The sequence below is a fragment of the Flagellimonas okinawensis genome, assembly GCF_029194005.1.
GTDB lineage: Bacteria > Bacteroidota > Bacteroidia > Flavobacteriales > Flavobacteriaceae > Flagellimonas > Flagellimonas okinawensis.
Map to the genome: position 1 here is coordinate 377293 of NZ_JARFVA010000003.1, position 20432 is coordinate 397724.

The 20432-nt window shown below is 40.8% G+C and carries 18 protein-coding genes; 11 read left to right on the forward strand and 7 right to left on the reverse strand.

Going from position 1 to position 20432, the window contains the following annotated elements; translation table 11 throughout:
- Positions 1–41: 41 nt before the first annotated feature.
- Positions 42–401: a YraN family protein gene (locus PY091_RS11300; protein WP_275649761.1), complete on the reverse strand. Its 360-nt coding sequence runs from the start codon at positions 399–401 to the stop codon at positions 42–44.
- A gap of 170 nt (positions 402–571) precedes the next feature.
- On the opposite strand from PY091_RS11300, the gene PY091_RS11305 reads away from it, so the two are divergent.
- The 7 genes from PY091_RS11305 (at position 572) to PY091_RS11335 (ending at position 11446) form a co-directional block, all read left to right on the forward strand.
- Entirely contained in the window at positions 572–2083 is a 1512-nt protein-coding gene (locus tag PY091_RS11305) for a DUF1800 domain-containing protein (protein WP_275649762.1), read from the forward strand.
- Between the two features lie 10 nt (positions 2084–2093).
- Entirely contained in the window at positions 2094–3812 is a 1719-nt protein-coding gene (locus PY091_RS11310; RefSeq protein ID WP_275649763.1) for a DUF1501 domain-containing protein, read from the forward strand.
- Positions 3813–3955: 143 nt separating this feature from the next.
- On the forward strand, positions 3956–6031 hold the full coding sequence (gene metG, locus PY091_RS11315) for a methionine--tRNA ligase (protein ID WP_275649764.1): 2076 nt from the start codon (positions 3956–3958) through the stop codon (positions 6029–6031).
- A gap of 11 nt (positions 6032–6042) precedes the next feature.
- Positions 6043–7488 carry a hypothetical protein gene (locus PY091_RS11320; RefSeq protein WP_275649765.1) on the forward strand — a complete coding sequence of 482 codons (1446 nt, stop codon included), beginning with the start codon at positions 6043–6045 and terminating at the stop codon, positions 7486–7488.
- A gap of 49 nt (positions 7489–7537) precedes the next feature.
- Positions 7538–9670 carry a Tex family protein gene (locus PY091_RS11325; protein ID WP_275649766.1) on the forward strand — a complete coding sequence of 711 codons (2133 nt, stop codon included), beginning with the start codon at positions 7538–7540 and terminating at the stop codon, positions 9668–9670.
- The gene (locus PY091_RS11330) at positions 9671–10573 is read left to right on the forward strand and encodes a histone deacetylase family protein (RefSeq protein ID WP_275649767.1); all 903 of its coding nucleotides are present in this window, start codon (positions 9671–9673) and stop codon (positions 10571–10573) included. It abuts the gene before it with no gap.
- 30 nt (positions 10574–10603) lie between these two features.
- Positions 10604–11446 (forward strand): phosphatase PAP2 family protein, encoded by an 843-nt coding sequence (locus PY091_RS11335; protein WP_275649768.1) that lies wholly within the window; start codon positions 10604–10606, stop codon positions 11444–11446.
- A 286-nt stretch (positions 11447–11732) separates the two neighbouring features.
- Here PY091_RS11335 and PY091_RS11340 read toward each other — a convergent pair whose 3' ends face one another.
- The gene (locus PY091_RS11340) at positions 11733–13235 is read right to left on the reverse strand and encodes a succinate CoA transferase (protein ID WP_275649769.1); all 1503 of its coding nucleotides are present in this window, start codon (positions 13233–13235) and stop codon (positions 11733–11735) included.
- A gap of 327 nt (positions 13236–13562) precedes the next feature.
- Between PY091_RS11340 and PY091_RS11345 the strand changes: the two genes are divergently transcribed.
- Positions 13563–15116: a M20/M25/M40 family metallo-hydrolase gene (locus PY091_RS11345; RefSeq protein ID WP_275649770.1), complete on the forward strand. Its 1554-nt coding sequence runs from the start codon at positions 13563–13565 to the stop codon at positions 15114–15116.
- 73 nt (positions 15117–15189) lie between these two features.
- Here PY091_RS11345 and PY091_RS11350 read toward each other — a convergent pair whose 3' ends face one another.
- The 5 genes from PY091_RS11350 to PY091_RS11370 all read right to left on the reverse strand — a co-directional run bounded on the left by PY091_RS11350 (position 15190) and on the right by PY091_RS11370 (position 18360).
- Positions 15190–15597: a hypothetical protein gene (locus PY091_RS11350; RefSeq protein WP_275649771.1), complete on the reverse strand. Its 408-nt coding sequence runs from the start codon at positions 15595–15597 to the stop codon at positions 15190–15192.
- A 142-nt stretch (positions 15598–15739) separates the two neighbouring features.
- Positions 15740–16072, reverse strand: coding sequence for a single-stranded DNA-binding protein (locus PY091_RS11355; protein WP_275649772.1), 333 nt, complete (start codon positions 16070–16072; stop codon positions 15740–15742).
- A gap of 354 nt (positions 16073–16426) precedes the next feature.
- On the reverse strand, positions 16427–16558 hold the full coding sequence (locus PY091_RS11360) for a hypothetical protein (protein WP_275649773.1): 132 nt from the start codon (positions 16556–16558) through the stop codon (positions 16427–16429).
- Positions 16530–17219, reverse strand: a complete 690-nt coding sequence (locus PY091_RS11365) for an NYN domain-containing protein (protein ID WP_275649774.1) — start codon at positions 17217–17219, stop codon at positions 16530–16532. The genes PY091_RS11360 and PY091_RS11365 overlap by 29 nt, the downstream gene beginning before the upstream one ends.
- 208 nt (positions 17220–17427) lie before the next feature.
- Positions 17428–18360, reverse strand: coding sequence for an IS1595 family transposase (locus tag PY091_RS11370; RefSeq protein WP_275649775.1), 933 nt, complete (start codon positions 18358–18360; stop codon positions 17428–17430).
- A 796-nt stretch (positions 18361–19156) separates the two neighbouring features.
- Here PY091_RS11370 and PY091_RS11375 point away from each other — a divergent pair.
- From PY091_RS11375 to PY091_RS11385, 3 genes are all read left to right on the forward strand, one after another.
- Positions 19157–19369: a hypothetical protein gene (locus tag PY091_RS11375; protein WP_275649776.1), complete on the forward strand. Its 213-nt coding sequence runs from the start codon at positions 19157–19159 to the stop codon at positions 19367–19369.
- Between the two features lie 137 nt (positions 19370–19506).
- Positions 19507–19689, forward strand: coding sequence for a hypothetical protein (locus PY091_RS11380; protein ID WP_275649777.1), 183 nt, complete (start codon positions 19507–19509; stop codon positions 19687–19689).
- A 241-nt stretch (positions 19690–19930) separates the two neighbouring features.
- A complete protein-coding gene (locus PY091_RS11385; protein ID WP_275649778.1) occupies positions 19931–20425 on the forward strand; it encodes a Dps family protein in 495 nt (164 codons plus the stop codon).
- Positions 20426–20432: the final 7 nt, after the last annotated feature.

Genomic DNA, 20432 nt, shown 5'->3' on the forward strand with positions numbered 1-20432 from the left:
TTTGAGCAAAAATAACATATTGTTACAAAACAAACAAATGGTTAAAAATGATAGAATGCATTTTCAAAATGCTCTATTTCAAAATTATCACCATTTTTCACCACAGTGATCACATCAAATCTAACCTCAAAATCCTCTTCGTTTTCTTCCAAATAATGATTGGCCGCCAAGGTCAATAGTTTAATCTTTTTGGGCGGGATAGCATCTGACATATCTTCGAGAAAGCCCTTGTTTCTTGACTTTACCTCAACAATGACCACTATCCCATCTTTTTCAGCTATGATGTCCACTTCTGCATTGAGATACCGATAGTTACGTGCTTTGATTTTGTAACCCGAAGACATTAAAAAGTCCACTGCTTTTTGCTCGCCTATTTTTCCAAATGTGTTATGACCCACCATACAATTTGTAAAAATGTAAAAATATTATGCATTTCATCGAAAAATTTGGTCGTTCATGGACTTTAGAACGTTAAGATTGTAATTTGTTGGCTCAATTGAACCACATCCAACACTAGCATAAGCATATAGTTGCCCCAAAACTATGTACCTAATTAACGCCAGAAATTGCTATGGAGTACTTTATCAATTGTAATTCCTCAACTTTGGCGCCGTACACTACTCCATTGGATGAGTTACGTGCGGCCCACTTGTACCGAAGGCTTGGTTTTAGCGCCTCAGTACAAACTATTAATTCCGCCGTGGGACAAACAGCGGATTCGCTCGTAGATAATTTAGTCAATCAAGCACTTGCAGCACCCATAATTCCTCCTACGGAATGGGCTGATTGGAATGACACCAACTATCCTGCGGACGATGACCTGGCCCGTCAATTGCGAAGGGCCCATATTGAAGATCTTACTACTGCTTACGGAAATGCATTGATGGACAACGAGCTTCTCGACAGAATGAGCTTTTTCTGGAGCAACCATTTTGTAACACAGTTGGAGACCTATAATTGTCCACAATTCCTCTATTATTACATCAATTGTCTGCAAAGGAACGCCTTGGGCAATTTTAAAACATTTACCAGTGAAATTGGCTTGACCAGTGCCATGCTATACTATTTGGATGGGGTCCGTAACCGAGGAAACAACCCCAACGAAAATTATGCACGTGAACTGTACGAGCTTTTTACCTTGGGAGAGGGAAACAACTATACCGAAGAGGATATTATTGAAACTGCAAAGGCGCTCTCAGGATATACCGAACGAGGCGAGGAAGGCTGTATGCAGGTAACCTTTGACCCGACTGAGTTCAACAATGAGAACAAAACCATATTTGGCCAAACAGGCAATTGGGGATATGATGATGTGATCGATATCCTTTTTAACCAAAGACCAGATGAGATCGGATGGTATATCTGTAAAAAATTGTATGAGTTCTTTGTACACCCCGATTCCACGAACGAAGATGGAGGAATTGCTCCACAAATCATTGATGGATTGGCTCAAACCTTTATTAGCAATGGTTTTGAAATAGCTCCGGTTCTTCGTCAACTATTTAAAAGTCAACATTTTTTTGACGAAACCGCGATTGGCGTTATAATTAAAAGTCCGGCTGATCTATATTTCAATTTATTAAAAGAAACAGGCTTCACCTATGATGATGGAACCATCCTTAACATGATAGATTCCTGTTCACTGATCGGACAACGGTTTTTTCAGCCGCCAGAGGTTGAGGGTTGGCAAAGGGATCGAACCTGGATCAACACTAATTTTATAATTGGTAGATGGCTGACTGCAGAGGTTTTCTTGGATCGCTTTTTCCAAAACGACCCCGAACAGTTCAGAAATCTGGCCGTAGATGCTGTAGGCCCCGCCAACAGCAATACCAGTAACCCAGAAATTGTGGTTAGGGCTTTGGTGAACAAATTTACACCCAAGGGCCTTTTGACAGATGCCGATTTTGAAAGGGCCATGGATGCCTTTAAAATTGACGATGTACCTGAGGAATATTACTCTCCCGATTATTATCCCGGAGGTACTAGCCAATGGATGCTGCAATTGAGTGCGGAATCCCCTACACAGGTCTATATCCTGTTGCGTCACTTGTCCAGAGAACCCGAATTTCAACTCAAATAACCCCATCATCATGTGCGATAATCACCATAACCACGATAAATGCCCCTACAAAGGCATAGAACACGATGGCCACGATTTAGAACATAAAAAATGGAGCCGACGTTCCTTTATCCAAGCATTGGGTATTGCAGGTTCAGGATCCATGTTCTTGGGAAGCCATATGATATCCGCTTCATCACCCTCTCCACTTACAGCGGCGGTGGCAGCGGCAGAAACGGACAACATTCTAATATTGATTCGATTATCGGGCGGAAACGACGGTCTTAGTACCGTAATCCCGATTCAACAATACGATACCTACGCAAACGCAAGGCCCAATATTTATATCCCGGAAAGCAAGGTCCTTAAACTTACAGATGATTTTGGGATACCTACTTATATGAGCGCCCTGGAATCCCTTTGGGGAGACGGTCAATTTAAGGCCGTACATGGCGTAGGATATCAAAACCAAAGCCTTTCCCATTTTACCGGATCGGATATTTTTGCCAACACCGATTTGACTACTACTGGTTTCTCCGGGGAGAACACCGGATGGATGGGCCGTCACTTTGAAGAACTTTATCCTGATTATCTCATCAATCCACCAGCTGCCCCTGCAGCCATTCAAATTGGGAACTTGGCCAATTTGGTTTTCCAAGGAGAGGAAACCAATTATGCCTTTGTGACCAATAATGTAGATCAGTTGGAACAGATAGCGGAAACAGGATCTTTTTATGAAATAGAGAACGCTCCGTTCGACGACTGTATGTATGGCGACCAACTTCGATTTTTAAGAGGGGTGGCCAACACGACTTATGAATATGCCGGCACGATACATGATGCCTATATGAGAGGTCAGAACCAAGTAGAATACCAAGACAACGGTTTTGCCAGACAATTGGCACTGTTGGCACGATTGATAAAGGGCAATTTGGGCACCAAAGTATATATGATCTCCATGGGCGGGTTCGATACACATGGTAATCAGCCCATAGTTCACGAACGTTTAATGTCCAATCTATCTGTTGCCATCAATAACTTTTATGAGGACCTCACCTTTACCGAACAAGATGATAAGGTATTGAGCATGACCTTCTCCGAATTTGGACGTAGAATTTTTGAAAACGGCTCCAATGGTACTGATCATGGAAAGGCGGCCCCAACCCTGTTCTTTGGATCGGGATTGAGCGGTAGTGCCTTTGTAGGTGATCACCCATCGTTGGACGAGCCCAACAATCGAGGAAATTTGGAATATACCATGGATTTTAGAAACCTCTATGGAACCGTTTTGGCCGAGTGGCTATGTGTTCCAAGGGAATCTGTGGAGCAGCATTTATTGGGACATCCGTATCAAGCCATTGACTTGGGCTTCAACTGTAGTGGTGAGACCTTTGACGATATTGCAATGGACAATGACCCACCGACCCTACCGGAAACACCGCCAAGTCAAGACCCGAACAATCCGGATATCGATATCTTGGACGGCATTGCACATGCCGCAGTATATCCGGCCACATCGCCCCGAGACCCCTATATTCACTTGGAAATGCCGGTTTCGGCACATGTGGACATCGAGCTCTTTAACATTTTGGGCCAACGCGTAGGTACCCTTTTCAACGAAATGATGCTGGAGGGTCAAGTAGATATTAATATTCGCGAACGCATGCGAGACAGTTTATCCACAGGAAAATACATTTACCGAATTTCCGTGGGAGATAAAAAAATGAGCAAATCAGTAATGATAGCCTAAAGAAGCGGGACAATTTGTAATCCATTTTGTGGAGCCCTTCGATAATGCACCCCTCACCCCAAACAGGGTCGCATTTTCGGAGGGTTCCTTTTTTGTGTCTATCCCGTTAAAATCAGTATTTTTGGGGCCTAATTTAGAATTAAATGGCTCAAAATACAGCACCTACCCGATATACCATTACAGCAGCACTGCCCTATACCAATGGTCCCATCCATATTGGACACTTGGCCGGCGTTTATGTTCCTGCCGATATATACTCACGTTATTTACGATTAAAAGGCAATGATGTCGCCTTTGTTTGCGGTAGCGATGAGCATGGCGTGGCCATTTCAATGAAAGCCAAAAAAGAAGGTGTAACGCCAACTGAGATTATTGACAAATACCATGGTATCATCAAAAAATCCTTTGCCGATTTTGGTATTTCGTTTGATAACTATTCCAGGACATCTGCGCAGGTCCACCATGAAACGGCCTCAGAATTTTTCAAAAAAATGTACGATCAAGGTGACTTCATCGAAGAAGAAACCGAACAATTGTACGATGATGAGGCCAAACAGTTTTTGGCAGACCGATTTGTCATCGGAACATGCCCCAAATGCGGACATGAAGAAGCCTATGGCGACCAATGCGAAAATTGTGGGTCTTCTTTGAATGCCACGGATCTTATCAATCCAAAATCTACCATAACCGGAACAGTTCCTTCCTTAAAAAAGACCAAACATTGGTTTTTGCCTTTGGATCGCTACGAAGGGTTCCTTAAAAAGTGGATACTGGAAGAACACAAATCCGACTGGAAACCCAATGTGTACGGACAGTGCAAATCGTGGATCGATGAAGGTCTTAAGCCCCGTGCCGTGACCCGCGATCTGGATTGGGGCATACCTGTACCCGTGGAAGGAGGTGAAGGAAAAGTACTTTATGTTTGGTTCGATGCACCCATTGGCTATATTTCCTCCACCAAGGAATGGGCTGAACGCGAAGGCAAGGATTGGGAGCCGTATTGGAAGGACAAAGACACCAAATTGGTACACTTTATAGGAAAGGACAATATCGTTTTCCACTGTATCATTTTCCCAAGTATGTTGAAGGCCAATGGTGATTTTATCTTGCCCGACAATGTGCCGGCCAACGAGTTTTTGAACCTTGAGGGCAACAAACTTTCCACCTCCAAAAACTGGGCAGTCTGGTTACATGAGTATTTGGAAGAATTCCCCGAAATGCAGGATGTACTCCGCTATGCCTTGACAGCAAACGCACCTGAGACCAAGGACAATGATTTTACCTGGAAAGATTTTCAGGCAAGGAACAACAATGAACTAGTCGCCATTTTTGGAAACTTTGTAAACCGAGTTGCTGTGCTGACCCACAAATACTATAGTGGGGAAGTACCTGTACCTTCGGAACTTACAGAGGTGGACAAAGAAGCCTTGAATACACTAAAAGAATTCCCGGAAACACTTGCCAGGTCCTTAGAGCGGTACCGTTTCCGTGAAGCAAGCCAAGAATTGATGAACTTGGCTCGATTGGGCAATAAATACCTCGCTGATCAAGAGCCATGGAAATTGATAAAAACTGATGAGGAGCGTGTAAAAACCATCATGTACGTGGCGCTGCAAATCGCAACAGGTTTAGCCTTTTTGAGCGAGCCTTTCCTTCCGTTCACTTCGGAGAAATTAAAGGGTATCCTGAATGTCGGGGCGAGTTCCATAAAGATAGATTGGGACGGTATCGCCGCTGCCGAAGCTTTGCTCCCGGCAGGTCATTCCATCAACAAAAGTGAATTGCTCTTCAGAAAAATCGAGGACAAAGAAATCCAACAACAACTGGACAAATTGGAAGCCACCAAAAAAATCAATGCCCAAATGGAAAAAGAAGCTGCCCCACTGAAAGAGACCATAACTTTTGATGATTTTGCCAAATTGGACCTGAGAGTGGGAACCATCATAGAAGCTGAAAAAATGCCCAAGGCCAACAAGCTTTTGGTGTTACAGGTGGATATGGGACTTGAAACCAGAACTATTGTATCGGGCATTGCCAATAGCTTTGCTCCCGAGGACATTATAGGCAAAAAAGTTACCGTAGTCGCCAATTTGGCCCCAAGGAAACTGCGGGGAGTTGAAAGCCAGGGCATGATTTTGATGACCGAAAACAAAAATGGTAAATTAGTTTTTGTAAACCCGGATGAACAAGATGTCACCAACGGGGAAACCATTAACTAATTCAACCTTTCATGAAATATCCCTTTTTGATTCTTTGTCTCGTATTTTTCCAGTCGGTGTCATCCCAAGAGAGATTTCTGGAAATTGAAAATGACATAAAAAACGGCAACCGAAAAATGCACACTGCCTTTTCCGTTGTTGATGATGAAACAGGGAATTTTGCCGTTTTTCTGGATGACGACAACATGATGTACGGTTTTTTGTATTCGCCTTCATTACAACTTATCAGACGATTTGCATCGGAAGGCCTTCCCAAAAAATATAACCAAATAATCGGCTACTCCATTCTGGGACAAAAAATCCGGCTTTTCTTAAAGGATAAGAACGATAAAACCTTTGGCAGTGTACTTTTTGATTTTCAAAACGGAAGTACCCATGAAACTCTTTACGATTTTAAACTGAAGCAAGAGTTTTATGTGGAAGGATATTCGAACGGATCTAAATTCCATCTGATCACCATGCCCAAAGACAGTAATATATTTCAGGTATATGTTTTTGAAGAAGGCAAGGAGCAAATAAAAAGCACCATTGACCTATCCAACGAATCTTTTGTGGACAATCAAGCAGAACCACAAAGTCTCAATACCATAATGTCCACCGGTGGAAATATCTACACCACGGGAAGTCAGTATAGGTTTCAAGTTGACAAGATTGACCCTGAATCACCCAATTCCATAGAAACTACGAGTAAAATCGTAAAAATGTATCCGAGCAATACCGGTTTCAAATTAACAGTAGATACCCAAAGACACACCTATTTGATAGATGTATCCGCACAAAATTTGGATTATACCTTATCGACGATAGAAAAACCCTATTTGTCCACTACTATGGCCAACTCCAATTCTTTTTTGCTGGACGACAAGATATATCTGATCTCGTCGACACTCGAAGAAATGGTGTTTTCCGTAAAATCATTGGACACACAAGAAGAACTAAAGAATATCCATATCACCAAACACGATAATATTACCTTTAAAAACACCCCCATTATTCAAGAAGGAGGCACTTATAAAAACTATAGGGAATTGGATAAAACAAGTAAATTCCTCAGAAGACTGGCCAATGAAGATATCGGCATTGTTGCTTCCAAATATAACAACCACTATATTGTCACCATCGGATCAAAAAAGGAAATCAACCGAGGTGGTGGCATGATGATGCCCGGTTTCGGATTTCCCGTTGCTACAGCGGGCGCATTTACCGTAACTTTTAATCCAACGTATTTTGCCTATGGCAGCTATTCATCAACAAAAGCAACAAGGATTGAATGTATTTTCGATGAGGGTTTTAATCATAAAGAAGGAGAAGTTCCTCAAAACACGTTTGACAAGATCAAAAAGGCTGCTGACAAATTTCCAAAAAAGGAAGCTGAAACTGTATTTAAACTTAATGACGATTACATCTGGGGGTTTTATAATAAGAAACTGGACAAATACATGACCTATAAATTTTGATCCACCATTAACCCTCAGTCCCCAAATCCCCTACTTAAAACAATAAGCAATGCAACTTGTCCCCTATATAGTTCGCCACACAAATCTATCTGAAAAAAGTGTGGAAAACACGGTCTCCCTGTTGAACCAGGACTGCACCGTACCCTTTATTTCCAGATACCGCAAAGAGCTCACCGGAAATTTGGACGAAGTTCAGATTGGATCCATTGTAGAGTTCAAAAACCAGTTCGAGGCACTGGAAAAGCGAAAAGCCGCCATTATCAAGGCAGTTAAGGAACAAGATGCACTTACTCCCGAGCTGGAAGCCAAATTTTTAAATTGTACCGATCTGACCAGCTTGGAAGATCTTTACCTTCCATTCAAAAAGAGTAAAAAGACCAAAGCGGAAACCGCTCGCAAAAATGGATTGGTGCCTTTGGCCAAAATCATTATGGCACAAAAGAGCGATGAAATTGAGTACATTGCCTCCAAATACCTCAACAAGAAGGTCATCAACGAGGATGATGCATTGGAAGGTGCCCGCCATATTATTTCCGAATGGATCAATGAGCGCACCGACATACGAAACCAACTTCGGGGTCAGTTGGAACGCCATGCACTTATTACCACAAAAGTGGTCAAGACCAAAAAGGATGACGAAAAAGCACAAAAATTTCGTGACTATTTTGATTGGAACGAACCCTTGAGCCGTTGCCCTTCGCACCGTTTTTTGGCCATTATGCGGGCCGAAAAAGAAAGTTTTATCCGAGTAAAGATCGAAATAGATGATGAACGTGCATTGCAAAACATGGAACGCCGTTTGATCAAATCCAATAATGCTTGTGCAGAACAAATAGAACTTGCCATCTCAGATGCTTATAAAAGGCTATTGCTTCCATCGCTGTCCAACGAACTTTTAAAAACCGCCAAGGAAAAGGCAGATACGGATGCCATTCAGGTTTTTTCGAAAAACCTAAAGCAATTATTGCTCGGTGCCCCACTGGGCGAAAAACGAATCTTGGCCATAGACCCCGGATTTAGAACGGGATGCAAAATAGTGTGCTTGGATGAACACGGTGATTTAAAACATAACGAAACCATATATCCACATCCGCCACAACGGGATAGTTCGGGAGCGATCAAAAAAATAAGTTCTTTGGTGGATACTTATAAAATAGAGGCCATTGCCATAGGCAACGGTACAGCATCACGTGAAACAGAGCAATTGGTCAAAAGAATCCCATTTAAAAAAGACATTGATGTTTTCGTGGTAAGTGAAGCTGGCGCATCCATATATTCCGCATCAAAAATCGCGCGTGAAGAATTCCCGAACTACGATGTTACGGTTCGAGGTGCCGTATCCATCGGACGGCGTTTGGCCGACCCTTTGGCAGAATTGGTAAAAATTGACGCTAAATCAATCGGTGTGGGGCAGTACCAACACGATGTGGACCAGACACAATTAAAGAATTCTCTGGATACGGTTGTGGAAAGCTGCGTGAATTCCGTTGGTGTCAATATTAATACGGCGAGTGTACCTCTTTTAAGTTATGTATCCGGCATAGGCCCCAAACTCGCCGAGAACATTGTTGTTCACCGAAACGAAAAGGGGGCGTTCAAAAACAGGGAAGAAATCAAAAAGGTGCCTCGCCTGGGAGGAAAGGCCTTTGAGCAGAGTGCCGGATTTTTACGCATCAAAAATGGAGATAACCCCTTGGATGATTCCGCAGTGCACCCTGAGCGATATGGATTGGTGACAAAAATGGCAAAAGACCAAGGTATCTCCATTGAAGAAATTATTGGAAACACTTCAGCTCTAAAGGATATCAACCTAAAAACCTATTGTACCGAAACCATCGGAATGCCCACTTTGGAAGATATTATAAAAGAATTGGAAAAACCTGGTTTGGACCTAAGGGAAAAGGCCAAGGTATTTACCTTCAATCAAAATATCAAAGAAATTACGGATTTACGTCAAGGTCAATTGTTACCCGGCATTGTCAACAACGTTACCAATTTTGGTTGTTTTGTCGACATCGGCATCAAAGAAAGCGGGCTCATACATATTTCAAATCTGTCGGATACTTTTGTAAAAGATGTCAATGAACATGTTAGTCTTCACCAACAGGTAGTGGTAAAGGTATTGGATGTTGATGTGACCAGAAAGCGAATCCAATTGGCGTTGCACAAACAAGGTAGCTAAATGCTCAAAATCGCATTTCATCCCATTTACAAGCACCCGTTGCCCAAAGGGCATAGGTTCCCCATGATCAAGTATGAGCTCTTGCCACAGCAATTACTTTATGAAGGCACCTGCACGGATGACAACTTTTTTGAGCCCTCGTTTGTAGAAGACCGATATATTTTGGAGGCCCATGACAGGGTTTATTATAGAAACTTGGTCAACTTGGAACTATCCAAAAAGGAGGCCCGAAAAATTGGATTTCCCCTAAGCAACGAACTTGTGCAACGCGAACGCATTATAGCCGACGGCACCATAAAGGGGTGCCATTTTGCTCTGGAACATGGAATTGCCATGAACATTGCAGGAGGCACGCACCACGCTTACTCCAATAGAGGCGAGGCATTTTGCATGCTGAACGACCAAGCTATAGGCGCACGATATCTTTTAAAAAAAGGATTGGCCAAAAAAATACTGATAGTGGATCTGGATGTTCACCAGGGCAACGGAACCGCGGAAATCTTCCAGACAGACCCTTCTGTTTTCACATTTTCCATGCATGGTAAGGGCAATTACCCCTTTAAAAAGGAAACCTCGGACTTGGACATTCCTCTGGAAAAAGGCACCAAGGATGATGAATATCTATCTATTTTAAAAAAGAAACTGCCCGAACTATTGGAACAGGTACGTCCCGATTTTGTTTTCTACCTCTGCGGGGTTGATGTCCTTGAAACCGATAAATTGGGCACCCTTTCCATGACAGTAGAAGGATGTAAGGAACGGGACCGTTTTGTACTTCAAACTTGCCACTATGCCAACATTCCAGTTCAATGCAGTATGGGTGGCGGTTATTCTCCAGAAATTAAAATAATCGTAGAGGCCCATGCCAATACTTTTCGCTTGGCACAAGATATTTATGAGTAATTTTACCGACTACATTTGTTTTGATCAACCATGAAGCATTTAAAATTCCTCGTTCTTATGATCTTGGCCACCACTATGACAGGTCAAGAATTACAGCAAAAACAAGACAAAAACCTTTGGAACAACTTTACTTACGATGTAGGTAACATTTTTGGCGGAGTAGGATATTCCTATTCCAGACCATTCCATTGGAAAGGCAACGATTGGGCGAATTTTGGTTATTTAACGGGCGGTACTTTGCTACTTTTTACCGTTGATGATGAGCTCAACAGATGGAAAAATGGATTTGAACAGGACATTCCCGACTTTGTTAAGGACTACGGCCATGAATATGGGAGTCCGGAAAACAATTACATGTTAACTGGAGGGGTTTACCTTGCTGGTCTGTTTACCAAAAATGAAAAACTAAGACGGACCGGTGTTCTGTTGATTTCATCCGCTACCGCGGGTGGCTTTCTACAGCAAGTGAGCAAAAGAATCATTGGAAGGGCACGACCAAAAAGTGGAGCTGGTTCTGCTACTTTTGACCCATTGCATTTAGATCGTGTCTATGATTTTGATTCCTTCCCATCTGGGCACGCCATGCTAGCGTTCAGTAATGCCTATGCCATTGCAAAACAGTTTAAAAGTCCTTGGATCAAAGGTGGGCTTTACACAGTGGGCATGATTCCCGGACTTATACGGGTCATGGATGATTTTCATTGGGTATCCGATGTAGCATTTAGTACCGTGCTCAGCATTTTCATCGTCGAATCCATTGATAGATACCTTGATTCCAAATACGATGAAAAATACAACGACCAAAAGTCGAAAAATGTGAGTTGGAACCTTTCTTTTGGGCCAAACACTTTAGGCGTTTCCCTTCAGTTTTAAGGAATTGAAAACTGTTTTGTGTTAAATTTTATTTAGATTCATTTAAAATAATTATTTTTGTCTCCTATTTCACTTCTGGTAATGGGAAAGAAAAAGGACAAGAAGAAACTCAAAAAAGCCTTGCTTCGCGAACTGCCCCCAACGGGTAAAGTCAAATCCAAGTGTTGTAAAAAGTATAAGAAAAGCGAAAGCAAGCGCTGTAAAAAATGCCCTTGCTTTGATTTGCTTAAAAAGGTGGCCTAGATAAAGGCCACCACACCCATAAATCCGAGAATTTCTCGGAACTTTAAGATAGTTTCATCGTTTTATTGTCCCGAAAATTGATATGCCAAGAAAATGCCTTTTCCAAAATATGCGGTGTATGCCCCCCAAGCGCTTTGGCCTCTTCAAAATAGTTACGTAGTTGTTGTTTGTACTCTGGGTGCACACAATTGTCCAAAATTACCTCGGCCCGCTCAATGGGCGACAATCCCCTCAAATCTGCCAATCCTTGTTCGGTAACCAAAATATCGACATCGTGTTCACTATGGTCTACATGGGGAACCATAGGAACAACATGGGATATTGTATTGTTCTTGGGTGCCGATGGACATACAAAGATGCTGAGGTACGAGTTCCGGGCAAAATCTCCAGATCCCCCTATTCCATTCATCATTTTGGTACCCAAAATATTGGTGGAATTTACATTGCCGTAAATATCAAATTCTATGGCGGTATTTATGGCGATGACACCTAGCCTTCTGATCACTTCTGCCGAATTGCTTATATTCTGTGGACGCAGCACCAATTTGTCCTTGTAATTTTCAAAGTTGGAAATAAAATGTCCGTGACATTCTTCCGATACAGTGATGGAAGAGGCAGAGGCAAAAATCATCTTGCCGGCATCCATTAGCTCAAAGGTACTGTCTTGGAGTACTTCGGAATACATGGTAAGCTCCTTGAATTTACTATCCTTAAAACCGGACAATACAGCATTGGCGATCTTTCCAATTCCTGCCTGCAAAGGCAGTAAAGATTTGGTCAATCGGCCATCTTCTACCTCTTTATCGAAAAACTTCAATAGGTGATGGGAGATGGCACTGGTATTCTCATCCGGTGGTGAAATCCGTGCCGGACTATCTGGCTTATTGGTAAAGACCACGGCCACGACCTTTTTAGGGTCAATTTTCATGTACTCAGTTCCAATCCGGCCATCAGGCTCGGTAATATGGAGTATTTCACGCTTGGGGTATGGTTTGGGTATGTAGATGTCGTGAATTCCCTTAAAGGATAACGGAATGGACATGTTCACTTCCACGATAATCTCATCGGCGGATTCGGTGAACGAAGCAGAATTGCCTACGGAAGTGGTCGGCACAATGTAACCGTTGGCATCCACATAGGTCGCTTCTACAATGGCAAGGTCTATCTTTGGCAAATGACCATTGTGCAGCATTTCAGCCGTTTCACTTAAATGTTGATCTACATAAAGGGTTTGATGGGTATTGATACTGTTTCGAAGGGTTGGATCGGCCTGAAAGGGCATTCTTTTGATCAAAGCTCCGTTCTCGGCGAGGTCGGCATCGGTATTGTATCCCAATGAAGCGCCGCTCAATAGTGTGATCTTAATATCTTCCTCCTTGGCCCTTGCGGCAAAAGCAGGAAGTACTGATTTGCTGTCGCCAGCTTTGGTAAAGCCACTGACTCCCACAATGTAATTGTTCTTGATAAATTTTGCTGCTTCTTCGGACGTAAGAATCCTCTCCTTGTACGGGCTGTACAAGATTCTTTCCAATTGTTCTGTTTTCATTTAGTTTTTATGGACATTAATTTGGCAGCCCTACTTGATTGTGATGGAGAGATGTATTCAGGGCTGCATTGAGTTTAGTATCCCTAAAAATACGGATATGACAGGGCTAATCATAATGTTTTATAAAGCCTTAACAGCAAAAAACGATTTTAAAAACGAAGCGCCCATAACCGTGCAAAAACCTTAAAAAACAAGATGCATATTTAACAAATACACAATAGGCAGAATATCCAATATGCATAACTTTCCATTTTTCAATGCAGCAAATAAGCTTAATATCCATCATGGATGTCACAATTGTTCTATTTTTAGGGCAAACTAGAAACCATGATCAAAAAAATCTCTCTTTTACTGGCACTTTTCCTTGCCTCTGGCTCCCCGCTGGTGGCACAGGATAAGGATGCTGTAATCAAAAGTATTATCGATGAAGCCAACAACAATTCCCAATTGGAGCATTTGGGCCATGAACTTATGGATGGTATCGGCCCCAGGTTGGTGGGTACACCGCAAATGAAGAATGCCCATGACTGGGCAGTTGACAAATATAAAAGTTGGGGAATTTCTGCCCGCAACGAACAATGGGGCGAATGGAAAGGATGGGAACGTGGAATCAGTCACATAGATATGGTTCATCCTAGGGTTCAGAGCCTAAGGGGAACACAATTGGCCTGGAGTCCCAGTACTTCAAAGAAAGGGGTAACGGCAGAATTGATCGTTTTACCAACCGTAGTTGATTCCTTGGAATTTGTGAACTGGTTGCCCAATGTAAAAGGAAAGCTGGTTATGATATCCATGCCACAGCCCACAGGCAGACCAGACTATAACTGGGAAGAGTTTGCCACTGAAAAATCCTTTGACAAAATGAAGAAGGAACGCGAGGCCTTGAACGAAGCTTGGAACAAAAACATGGGCCATACTGGTTTGAACAGACGCACCTTGCCAGTTGCCTTGGAAAAGGCCGGCGCTTTAGGCGTAGTAGCATCCTACTGGTCCAGGGGCTTTGGGGTAAACAAGATTTTCGGGGCCTACACCAAAGAAATTCCGACCGTGGACCTTGAATTGGAGGACTACGGTATGTTATATCGTTTGGTAGAGTCTGGACAAAAGCCTGAACTACATATAGTGGCAGAATCCAAAGAATTGGGAAAAGTGCCCACGTTTAATACAATAGCTGAAATAAAAGGGTCTGAAAGACCCGATGAATATGTTATACTCTCCGCTCATTTTGATTCTTGGGACGGCGGTACCGGTGCAACGGACAATGGTACTGGAACCTTGGTGATGATGGAGGCCATGCGCATTTTGAAAAAGGTCTATCCAAATCCAAAAAGAACCATATTGGTCGGGCATTGGGGCAGTGAAGAACAAGGACTTAATGGCTCAAGGGCATTTGTGGAGGACAATCCGGAAATAGTAGATGGTGTCCAGGCAGTTTTTAACCAAGATAATGGAACCGGCCGAGTTGTAAGGATTTCCGGTGGAGGCTTTTTGGATTCCTATGATTATTTAAGCAAGTGGCTCTACGAGGTACCCAAGGAAATTACGGACGAAATTGAAACTACTTTCCCTGGTACACCCGCACGTGGTGGATCTGATTATGCGTCGTTCCAAGCAGCGGGAGCACCAGCCTTTAGTTTAAGTTCCTTGAGTTGGTCTTATTGGAACTATACCTGGCATACCAACAGGGACACCTACGACAAAATAATTTTTGATGACGTTAGAAACAATGCCATCCTAACTGCAATTCTTGCTTATATGGCCAGTGAACACCCGGAAAAGACATCAAGGGAAAAAGCTGTCCTGCCAATAAGCACAAGAACAGGTGAACAACTGGAATGGCCCACACCACGTTCCCCTGAACGCAGTGGCGGACAAAACTAGTTTGTTTACCATATATTAAAACAAAAAGGCGCCCAAATGGGCGCCTTTTTAATTAACTAACTAAAATGCACATTTAAAAACTTCTGGGAGAAGCAACTTGGACTATTGATCCGGCGATTGCTTCCTTAGTGAAATTTTTATCACCTATATATGTAAAATAATAACTGGCCTGTTCGTAATAAAAGTCGCTATGCGTACAATGATCTCCGCATAATTCGGCATGCTCTGAATATGCCGATCGTTTTGCGTTCATGTAAACAGTGTATGAATCCTTGTCTTTGGATTCCAAATCCTTTTCATACTGGTTCTGATCCTGCCAGAAATCCTTTTCATCTTCCAAAGTGGCATAAGTAGCAGACTGTTCACGGATAGCATCCTTTAAAGCCTGTTTCCTAAAAAATGAATCTTTGCCTTCTTGAGCCATTCCCATTGCCGCCAACGCCAGAGTAAAAAATAAAGTGATGTGAACTTTTAATCTCATTTTTCTGAGTTTTAATAAATACGTTGTTCATTTACTAAAGTTCTGGCGTTTGGTTATGTAACAACTCAAATTGGATTTACCCTAACCGTAAAATAAAAAAAGTTACTGTTACCCTTATTTGGTCGTTAAACTCTCTTAGTACTTACTTTCCAAGCATCAACAATTCGTTGCACTTGATTTCAGTGATATATCGTTTTTCTCCATCGCTGGTTTCATATGAGCGATTGGTTAATTTACCTTCAATGATCACCTCTTTGCCCTTGGAAAGAAAATCCTCGGATATCTCCGCCAACTTGCCCCAAGCTACAATATTGTGCCATTGTGTATCCGTAACCTTTTCTCCATTGGAGTTTTTGTAAGTTTCGTTGGTTGCAATGGAAAACTTGGCCAATTTGCTTCCGTTTTCAAGTGTAATGATTTCAGGGTCGTTACCAAGGTTTCCAATTAACTGTACTTTGTTTTTAAGTGAATTCATAATAAGTAAGATTTAAGTTTTAATATTTCTCATCGAACTCTCACCGTCCGACAAGGCAAACTTAGATGCACTTAATAACTGTATCTGAATTGTAATCATTTGTTTTCGTTTGTAAACGTATGTAATTATTTACAGCTAATTACAAGTGGGCACCTATATACAATATGGGACAGGAAGGAATAATATTTCTGGGATATACCGTGAAGTAATTTTTTTTGGCGGAACCTCCCTTTGTGGTTAAATGCCCGCTAATTCAGACATCCAGAGCAACGGGGCGACCTATGCGCCCTACGAAAGGATTACCACATTTTTAATGAGCGTTGCGACACTTTACCCATTCAAAGCTAACATTGGTTAGTTATCGCCCTTCTTCTTATCGACGGACAATTTTAGCACATCGTCCAAAGTACCGTCAATCTTTAGTTTCTTTTCGTACTCTTTGGCACGTTCTTTCTTTTTATTTTGTTTTTCTTGTTCTTCTGCCATTGTTAGGTCTTGGTATTTTTGTGATTAAACCATCTATATGTTCAAACAAATGAGGCTTAATGGGATTATACATATTATCAAGTATAAAATCAATTCCCTCTCTCCTTGCAAGTTTTGCTGCTGGCACAAAATCGCTGTCGCCTGAAATCAATATAATTTGATCAACCTGCTTTTTAAGGGTTATAGAAGCAATATCTAATCCAATTTTTATATCTACTCTCTTTTGGGTAAAATCAAATTGTACGTCTGTTTCGGTTAAATCATCTACTTCTATTTTCTTTGATAGTAAATCCTTTGTTTTTGCAGGCTTTATAATCCATCGTTTTCTGTCCTCTAGAACACCAAGCCTTAAAGCAACTTTTCTTTTTTTCTTTAACTCTTCAAAGAAGTTAACCTGAAAATTATATTGCTCTGTTTTTGCAAAATCAATTGACTTTCCAGTTACAGGATTATGCTGTTTCTTATCATAGGGCAAACAGTCATAGTAAAATATTCTGTATAATGAGTATGTTTCGCCTTTAGCTTGCGTTAAGTGATCTAAACACATTTCCCACAAATCATTAGCTGTTTTTTGTGGGTCAAGCTTTTTAACTTTTTTGATGGATCTATATCTTTTTAAAAAAAATCCACCATCTACTAGAATTGCGGTTACTTTTGGCATGGTATGAATATAAACAAAAAAGCTCTTGGGTGGGCTTCCTCTCTATTTTAAAAGGTGAGGAAACGTGGCCAAGAGCACTATTGTTTGTTTTAAACAGGATTACTGTTTAAAGCACAATTCTGATTTCAGGTACAAAAGTACAATTTTTATGCCGAAATATCAAAATATTTTTATATACAACATATATAGTCTATTGATAAACAAAATGTTATGCTATAAGTTGCTTATAGTCCAACACACTCTCCGCGTCCACCAAAAATCCATCAAACCTCTCTTGTGGTGTTAAATCTCTTGTATTGAATCTAGCTGCAAACTCGTCCAAATAACGACTTACGTGTTTATCACTCACTTGATGGTATATACCATAGATACCACGCTTTAGGATGCTCCAAAAGTTCTCAATCGTGTTTGTATGAACATCACCCTCGACATATATACTTAAAGCATGGTTCACGCTATCGTGCGTATATGTTTTATGCAACTGTTTGTATACTGTGGCCTGATCAGAATAAACGGTGGAGTTTTCCGGCACATGCTTTTTAATGAACGACACCATATTCCTGGCATCTGCTCTCGGGACATACTTTAATAAAACCTTTCCGTTACGCTCTATAAGACCAACAATGACCTTTTTAGGCTTATACGGCTTACCTTCATTAGTAAGTTCAAGGTTTTCTTCTGAACGTCTTTTATTACGGTGCTTGTTTTTCTCTTTTCCACCGATATAAGCTTCGTCAACTTCTACCATATTATTTTCACCTAACATTTTAGGACTTTTCTCTTTCAGCATTTCACGGATGCGGTGCAACACAAACCAAGCCGTCTTTTGGGTTATGTTCAACTGTGTTGCAAGTTGAACGCTGCTGATACCTTTTTTACTGGTAGTTGCCAAGTAGATAGCAGCAAACCAAATACGGAAAGAGATTTTAGAGTTTTCAAATATGGTTCCGACCTTAACAGTAAACTTCTTATGACATTCTTTGTCACGGCATTTCCAACCTCTATTGGTCTTGTATGGGTTAACACAACCACAATGTGGACAAGCAGGCTCATTGCCCCATCTTATACGCTCATAATATTCTATGCACGTTTCTTCGTCTTTGAAGTAATCTAAAAGCTGAATAAGTGACTTGAATTCCATCGGTTTTAATTAGATACTTAAAGATACTGTTTGTCCCATTAAATACCTAATAAATGAATAATTATTTTACTAAAAAAGAACACTTTTTTATTGATTTACGTAAACAAACCATTCTTTAGATGCCTCAAAACGTGATCGTTAATAAATATGTTAAAATCTTTGTTGAATTTTATATAAGGCTTTATGGCTTTTTTTAAAACTTTGTAGGGACTACACTAATTGAACACCACTACAAACTTAGGGATTCCATTGCGGGGAATTTTCAACTCAAATAACCGCACAAAAAAAGCATATGCTACGAACATATGCTGATTTGACCTGTACTGGATTAATTTCCGAAAGGGCAGCAGGATAAATACCGCCATTTAAAAACTTCTAAAACCACATGCGTTATGGCGTCACGTGTAATTAGGAGAACCACTACAGTATCTAAGCCTTGTGTAAGGGTTAGGGTAACACGTACGGTTCGGATTACTACTCGAGTAAAGAGGTAATCCAAATCAGGGAGAAGTGCTGAAAAATAGTAAGCGACTCCCATTTGTTTAAAAATGGTATCAGGGGACGAAGATGGTCTCATTAGCCATTCTTAGTTGAGTTATGGTAAACTTCAACCCTGATTTCCAATTTTTCAACGTCAGTATTAACGGTACTGGCGTTTTTTTATGCGACAAAATTAAACATCAAAGTTCTCATTGTCAAGATAAAGATATAAAAAAAATACTAAATACGTCTTTATATAGTAAAATATATTTCATACGTCCATATATAGTACATTTGTGGTCTCAACTAACCATTTATGAACAAACACGTAAAAAACCTATATGTCGCTATTTCAGACAATCGTGTTGTTCATGCTTCCACACAGCTAAAAGAGTTCCATAGGACTATTGACGGCCTAATTACCGATATAAGAAGTCTTTCCTATTACGAAAAGAAATTTAAGAAGCAATCCAGAATTGAACACATGGACAATCTTGGTAAAAAATACTATTTCGAAAAATTTATTTAAGCTCCTGTCCCATATTGTATATAGGTGCCTACAAGTGACTTTTTTGAACCAGAGGTGTCCCAATAGATTAACCAAAATGCTTCAAGCCTATGCTAATCAGAAACATTAACAAGTTTAAGGTCGTAAAACGATTTAGCTTGTGTAAAAAGATGTACGATCTTTCCGAAACCATATATATCCAAGAACTAGATCCTATCCATGAGGAAACACAAAAAGTATTTGGTGAGGACAAAGAATATTTGACCGACATTTCCTCCGATGTATTCCTTTCGTTATGTAAAGGATTCATTGTGGAACTGGAGGAGGCACCAACTTCCTAAACCATCCCTAAGCTTTCGTTAAACAATGTTAAATACTTGATATTTAATTATATATAATTATTTTAATTAGTAGTTGATTCATAATCAACATTTCAAAAAAGATAGTTTTTGAATCGATATTATATCGTTTTGAACTAAAAACAGTATCCAAAAATCTTTAGCGTCAAGATTTACATCTATTCCATCGATCATCGCGATTGTGAATCGGTAATTTTATATCAACAAATTAAAAATCTATTATATGGAAGCTATTAAAGCAAAAAATAAAACATTCAAAAAATTGGGATTCACTTATTTAGAAACTGCTGAAATTGTAGTAAGTCTAAATACGCTATTGGCGAATTACCAAGTATTCTACAATAAACTGAGAAATTTTCACTGGAACATTGAAGGACCTGACTTCTTTGAATTACATGAGGAATTCGAAAATGAATACAATACAGTAAAGGAGAACATTGATGAAGTGGCGGAAAGAATTCGAGTATTCGGGGTAAAGAGCAACTTTACCATGAAAAAAACCTTGGAGCTCTCCAAAATTGAGGAACAGGAGAAAAATCTATCGGCTCTGGAAATGGTAAGAGAAGTATTGCACGACTACGAAATTTTGCACGATAGCATGTTGGATGCCGTTAACGCTTCTCTCGAAACCGGAGATGTTGTTACCGAAAACATGTTGACAGAGTTTATGACCGAACTGGAGAAAAGACACTGGATGTTCACTTCCTTCCTAAAGTAGTAAACAT

Bases quoted from the DNA above. Each gene is read 5' to 3' on its own strand.
- PY091_RS11300 (WP_275649761.1), bottom strand. From the start codon at position 401: ATGGTGGGTCATAACACATTTGGAAAAATAGGCGAGCAAAAAGCAGTG.
- PY091_RS11305 (WP_275649762.1), top strand. From the start codon at position 572: ATGGAGTACTTTATCAATTGTAATTCCTCAACTTTGGCGCCGTACACT.
- PY091_RS11310 (WP_275649763.1), top strand. From the start codon at position 2,094: ATGTGCGATAATCACCATAACCACGATAAATGCCCCTACAAAGGCATA.
- metG (WP_275649764.1), top strand. From the start codon at position 3,956: ATGGCTCAAAATACAGCACCTACCCGATATACCATTACAGCAGCACTG.
- PY091_RS11320 (WP_275649765.1), top strand. From the start codon at position 6,043: ATGAAATATCCCTTTTTGATTCTTTGTCTCGTATTTTTCCAGTCGGTG.
- PY091_RS11325 (WP_275649766.1), top strand. From the start codon at position 7,538: ATGCAACTTGTCCCCTATATAGTTCGCCACACAAATCTATCTGAAAAA.
- PY091_RS11330 (WP_275649767.1), top strand. From the start codon at position 9,671: ATGCTCAAAATCGCATTTCATCCCATTTACAAGCACCCGTTGCCCAAA.
- PY091_RS11335 (WP_275649768.1), top strand. From the start codon at position 10,604: ATGAAGCATTTAAAATTCCTCGTTCTTATGATCTTGGCCACCACTATG.
- PY091_RS11340 (WP_275649769.1), bottom strand. From the start codon at position 13,235: ATGAAAACAGAACAATTGGAAAGAATCTTGTACAGCCCGTACAAGGAG.
- PY091_RS11345 (WP_275649770.1), top strand. From the start codon at position 13,563: ATGATCAAAAAAATCTCTCTTTTACTGGCACTTTTCCTTGCCTCTGGC.
- PY091_RS11350 (WP_275649771.1), bottom strand. From the start codon at position 15,597: ATGAGATTAAAAGTTCACATCACTTTATTTTTTACTCTGGCGTTGGCG.
- PY091_RS11355 (WP_275649772.1), bottom strand. From the start codon at position 16,072: ATGAATTCACTTAAAAACAAAGTACAGTTAATTGGAAACCTTGGTAAC.
- PY091_RS11360 (WP_275649773.1), bottom strand. From the start codon at position 16,558: ATGGCAGAAGAACAAGAAAAACAAAATAAAAAGAAAGAACGTGCCAAA.
- PY091_RS11365 (WP_275649774.1), bottom strand. From the start codon at position 17,219: ATGCCAAAAGTAACCGCAATTCTAGTAGATGGTGGATTTTTTTTAAAA.
- PY091_RS11370 (WP_275649775.1), bottom strand. From the start codon at position 18,360: ATGGAATTCAAGTCACTTATTCAGCTTTTAGATTACTTCAAAGACGAA.
- PY091_RS11375 (WP_275649776.1), top strand. From the start codon at position 19,157: ATGAACAAACACGTAAAAAACCTATATGTCGCTATTTCAGACAATCGT.
- PY091_RS11385 (WP_275649778.1), top strand. From the start codon at position 19,931: ATGGAAGCTATTAAAGCAAAAAATAAAACATTCAAAAAATTGGGATTC.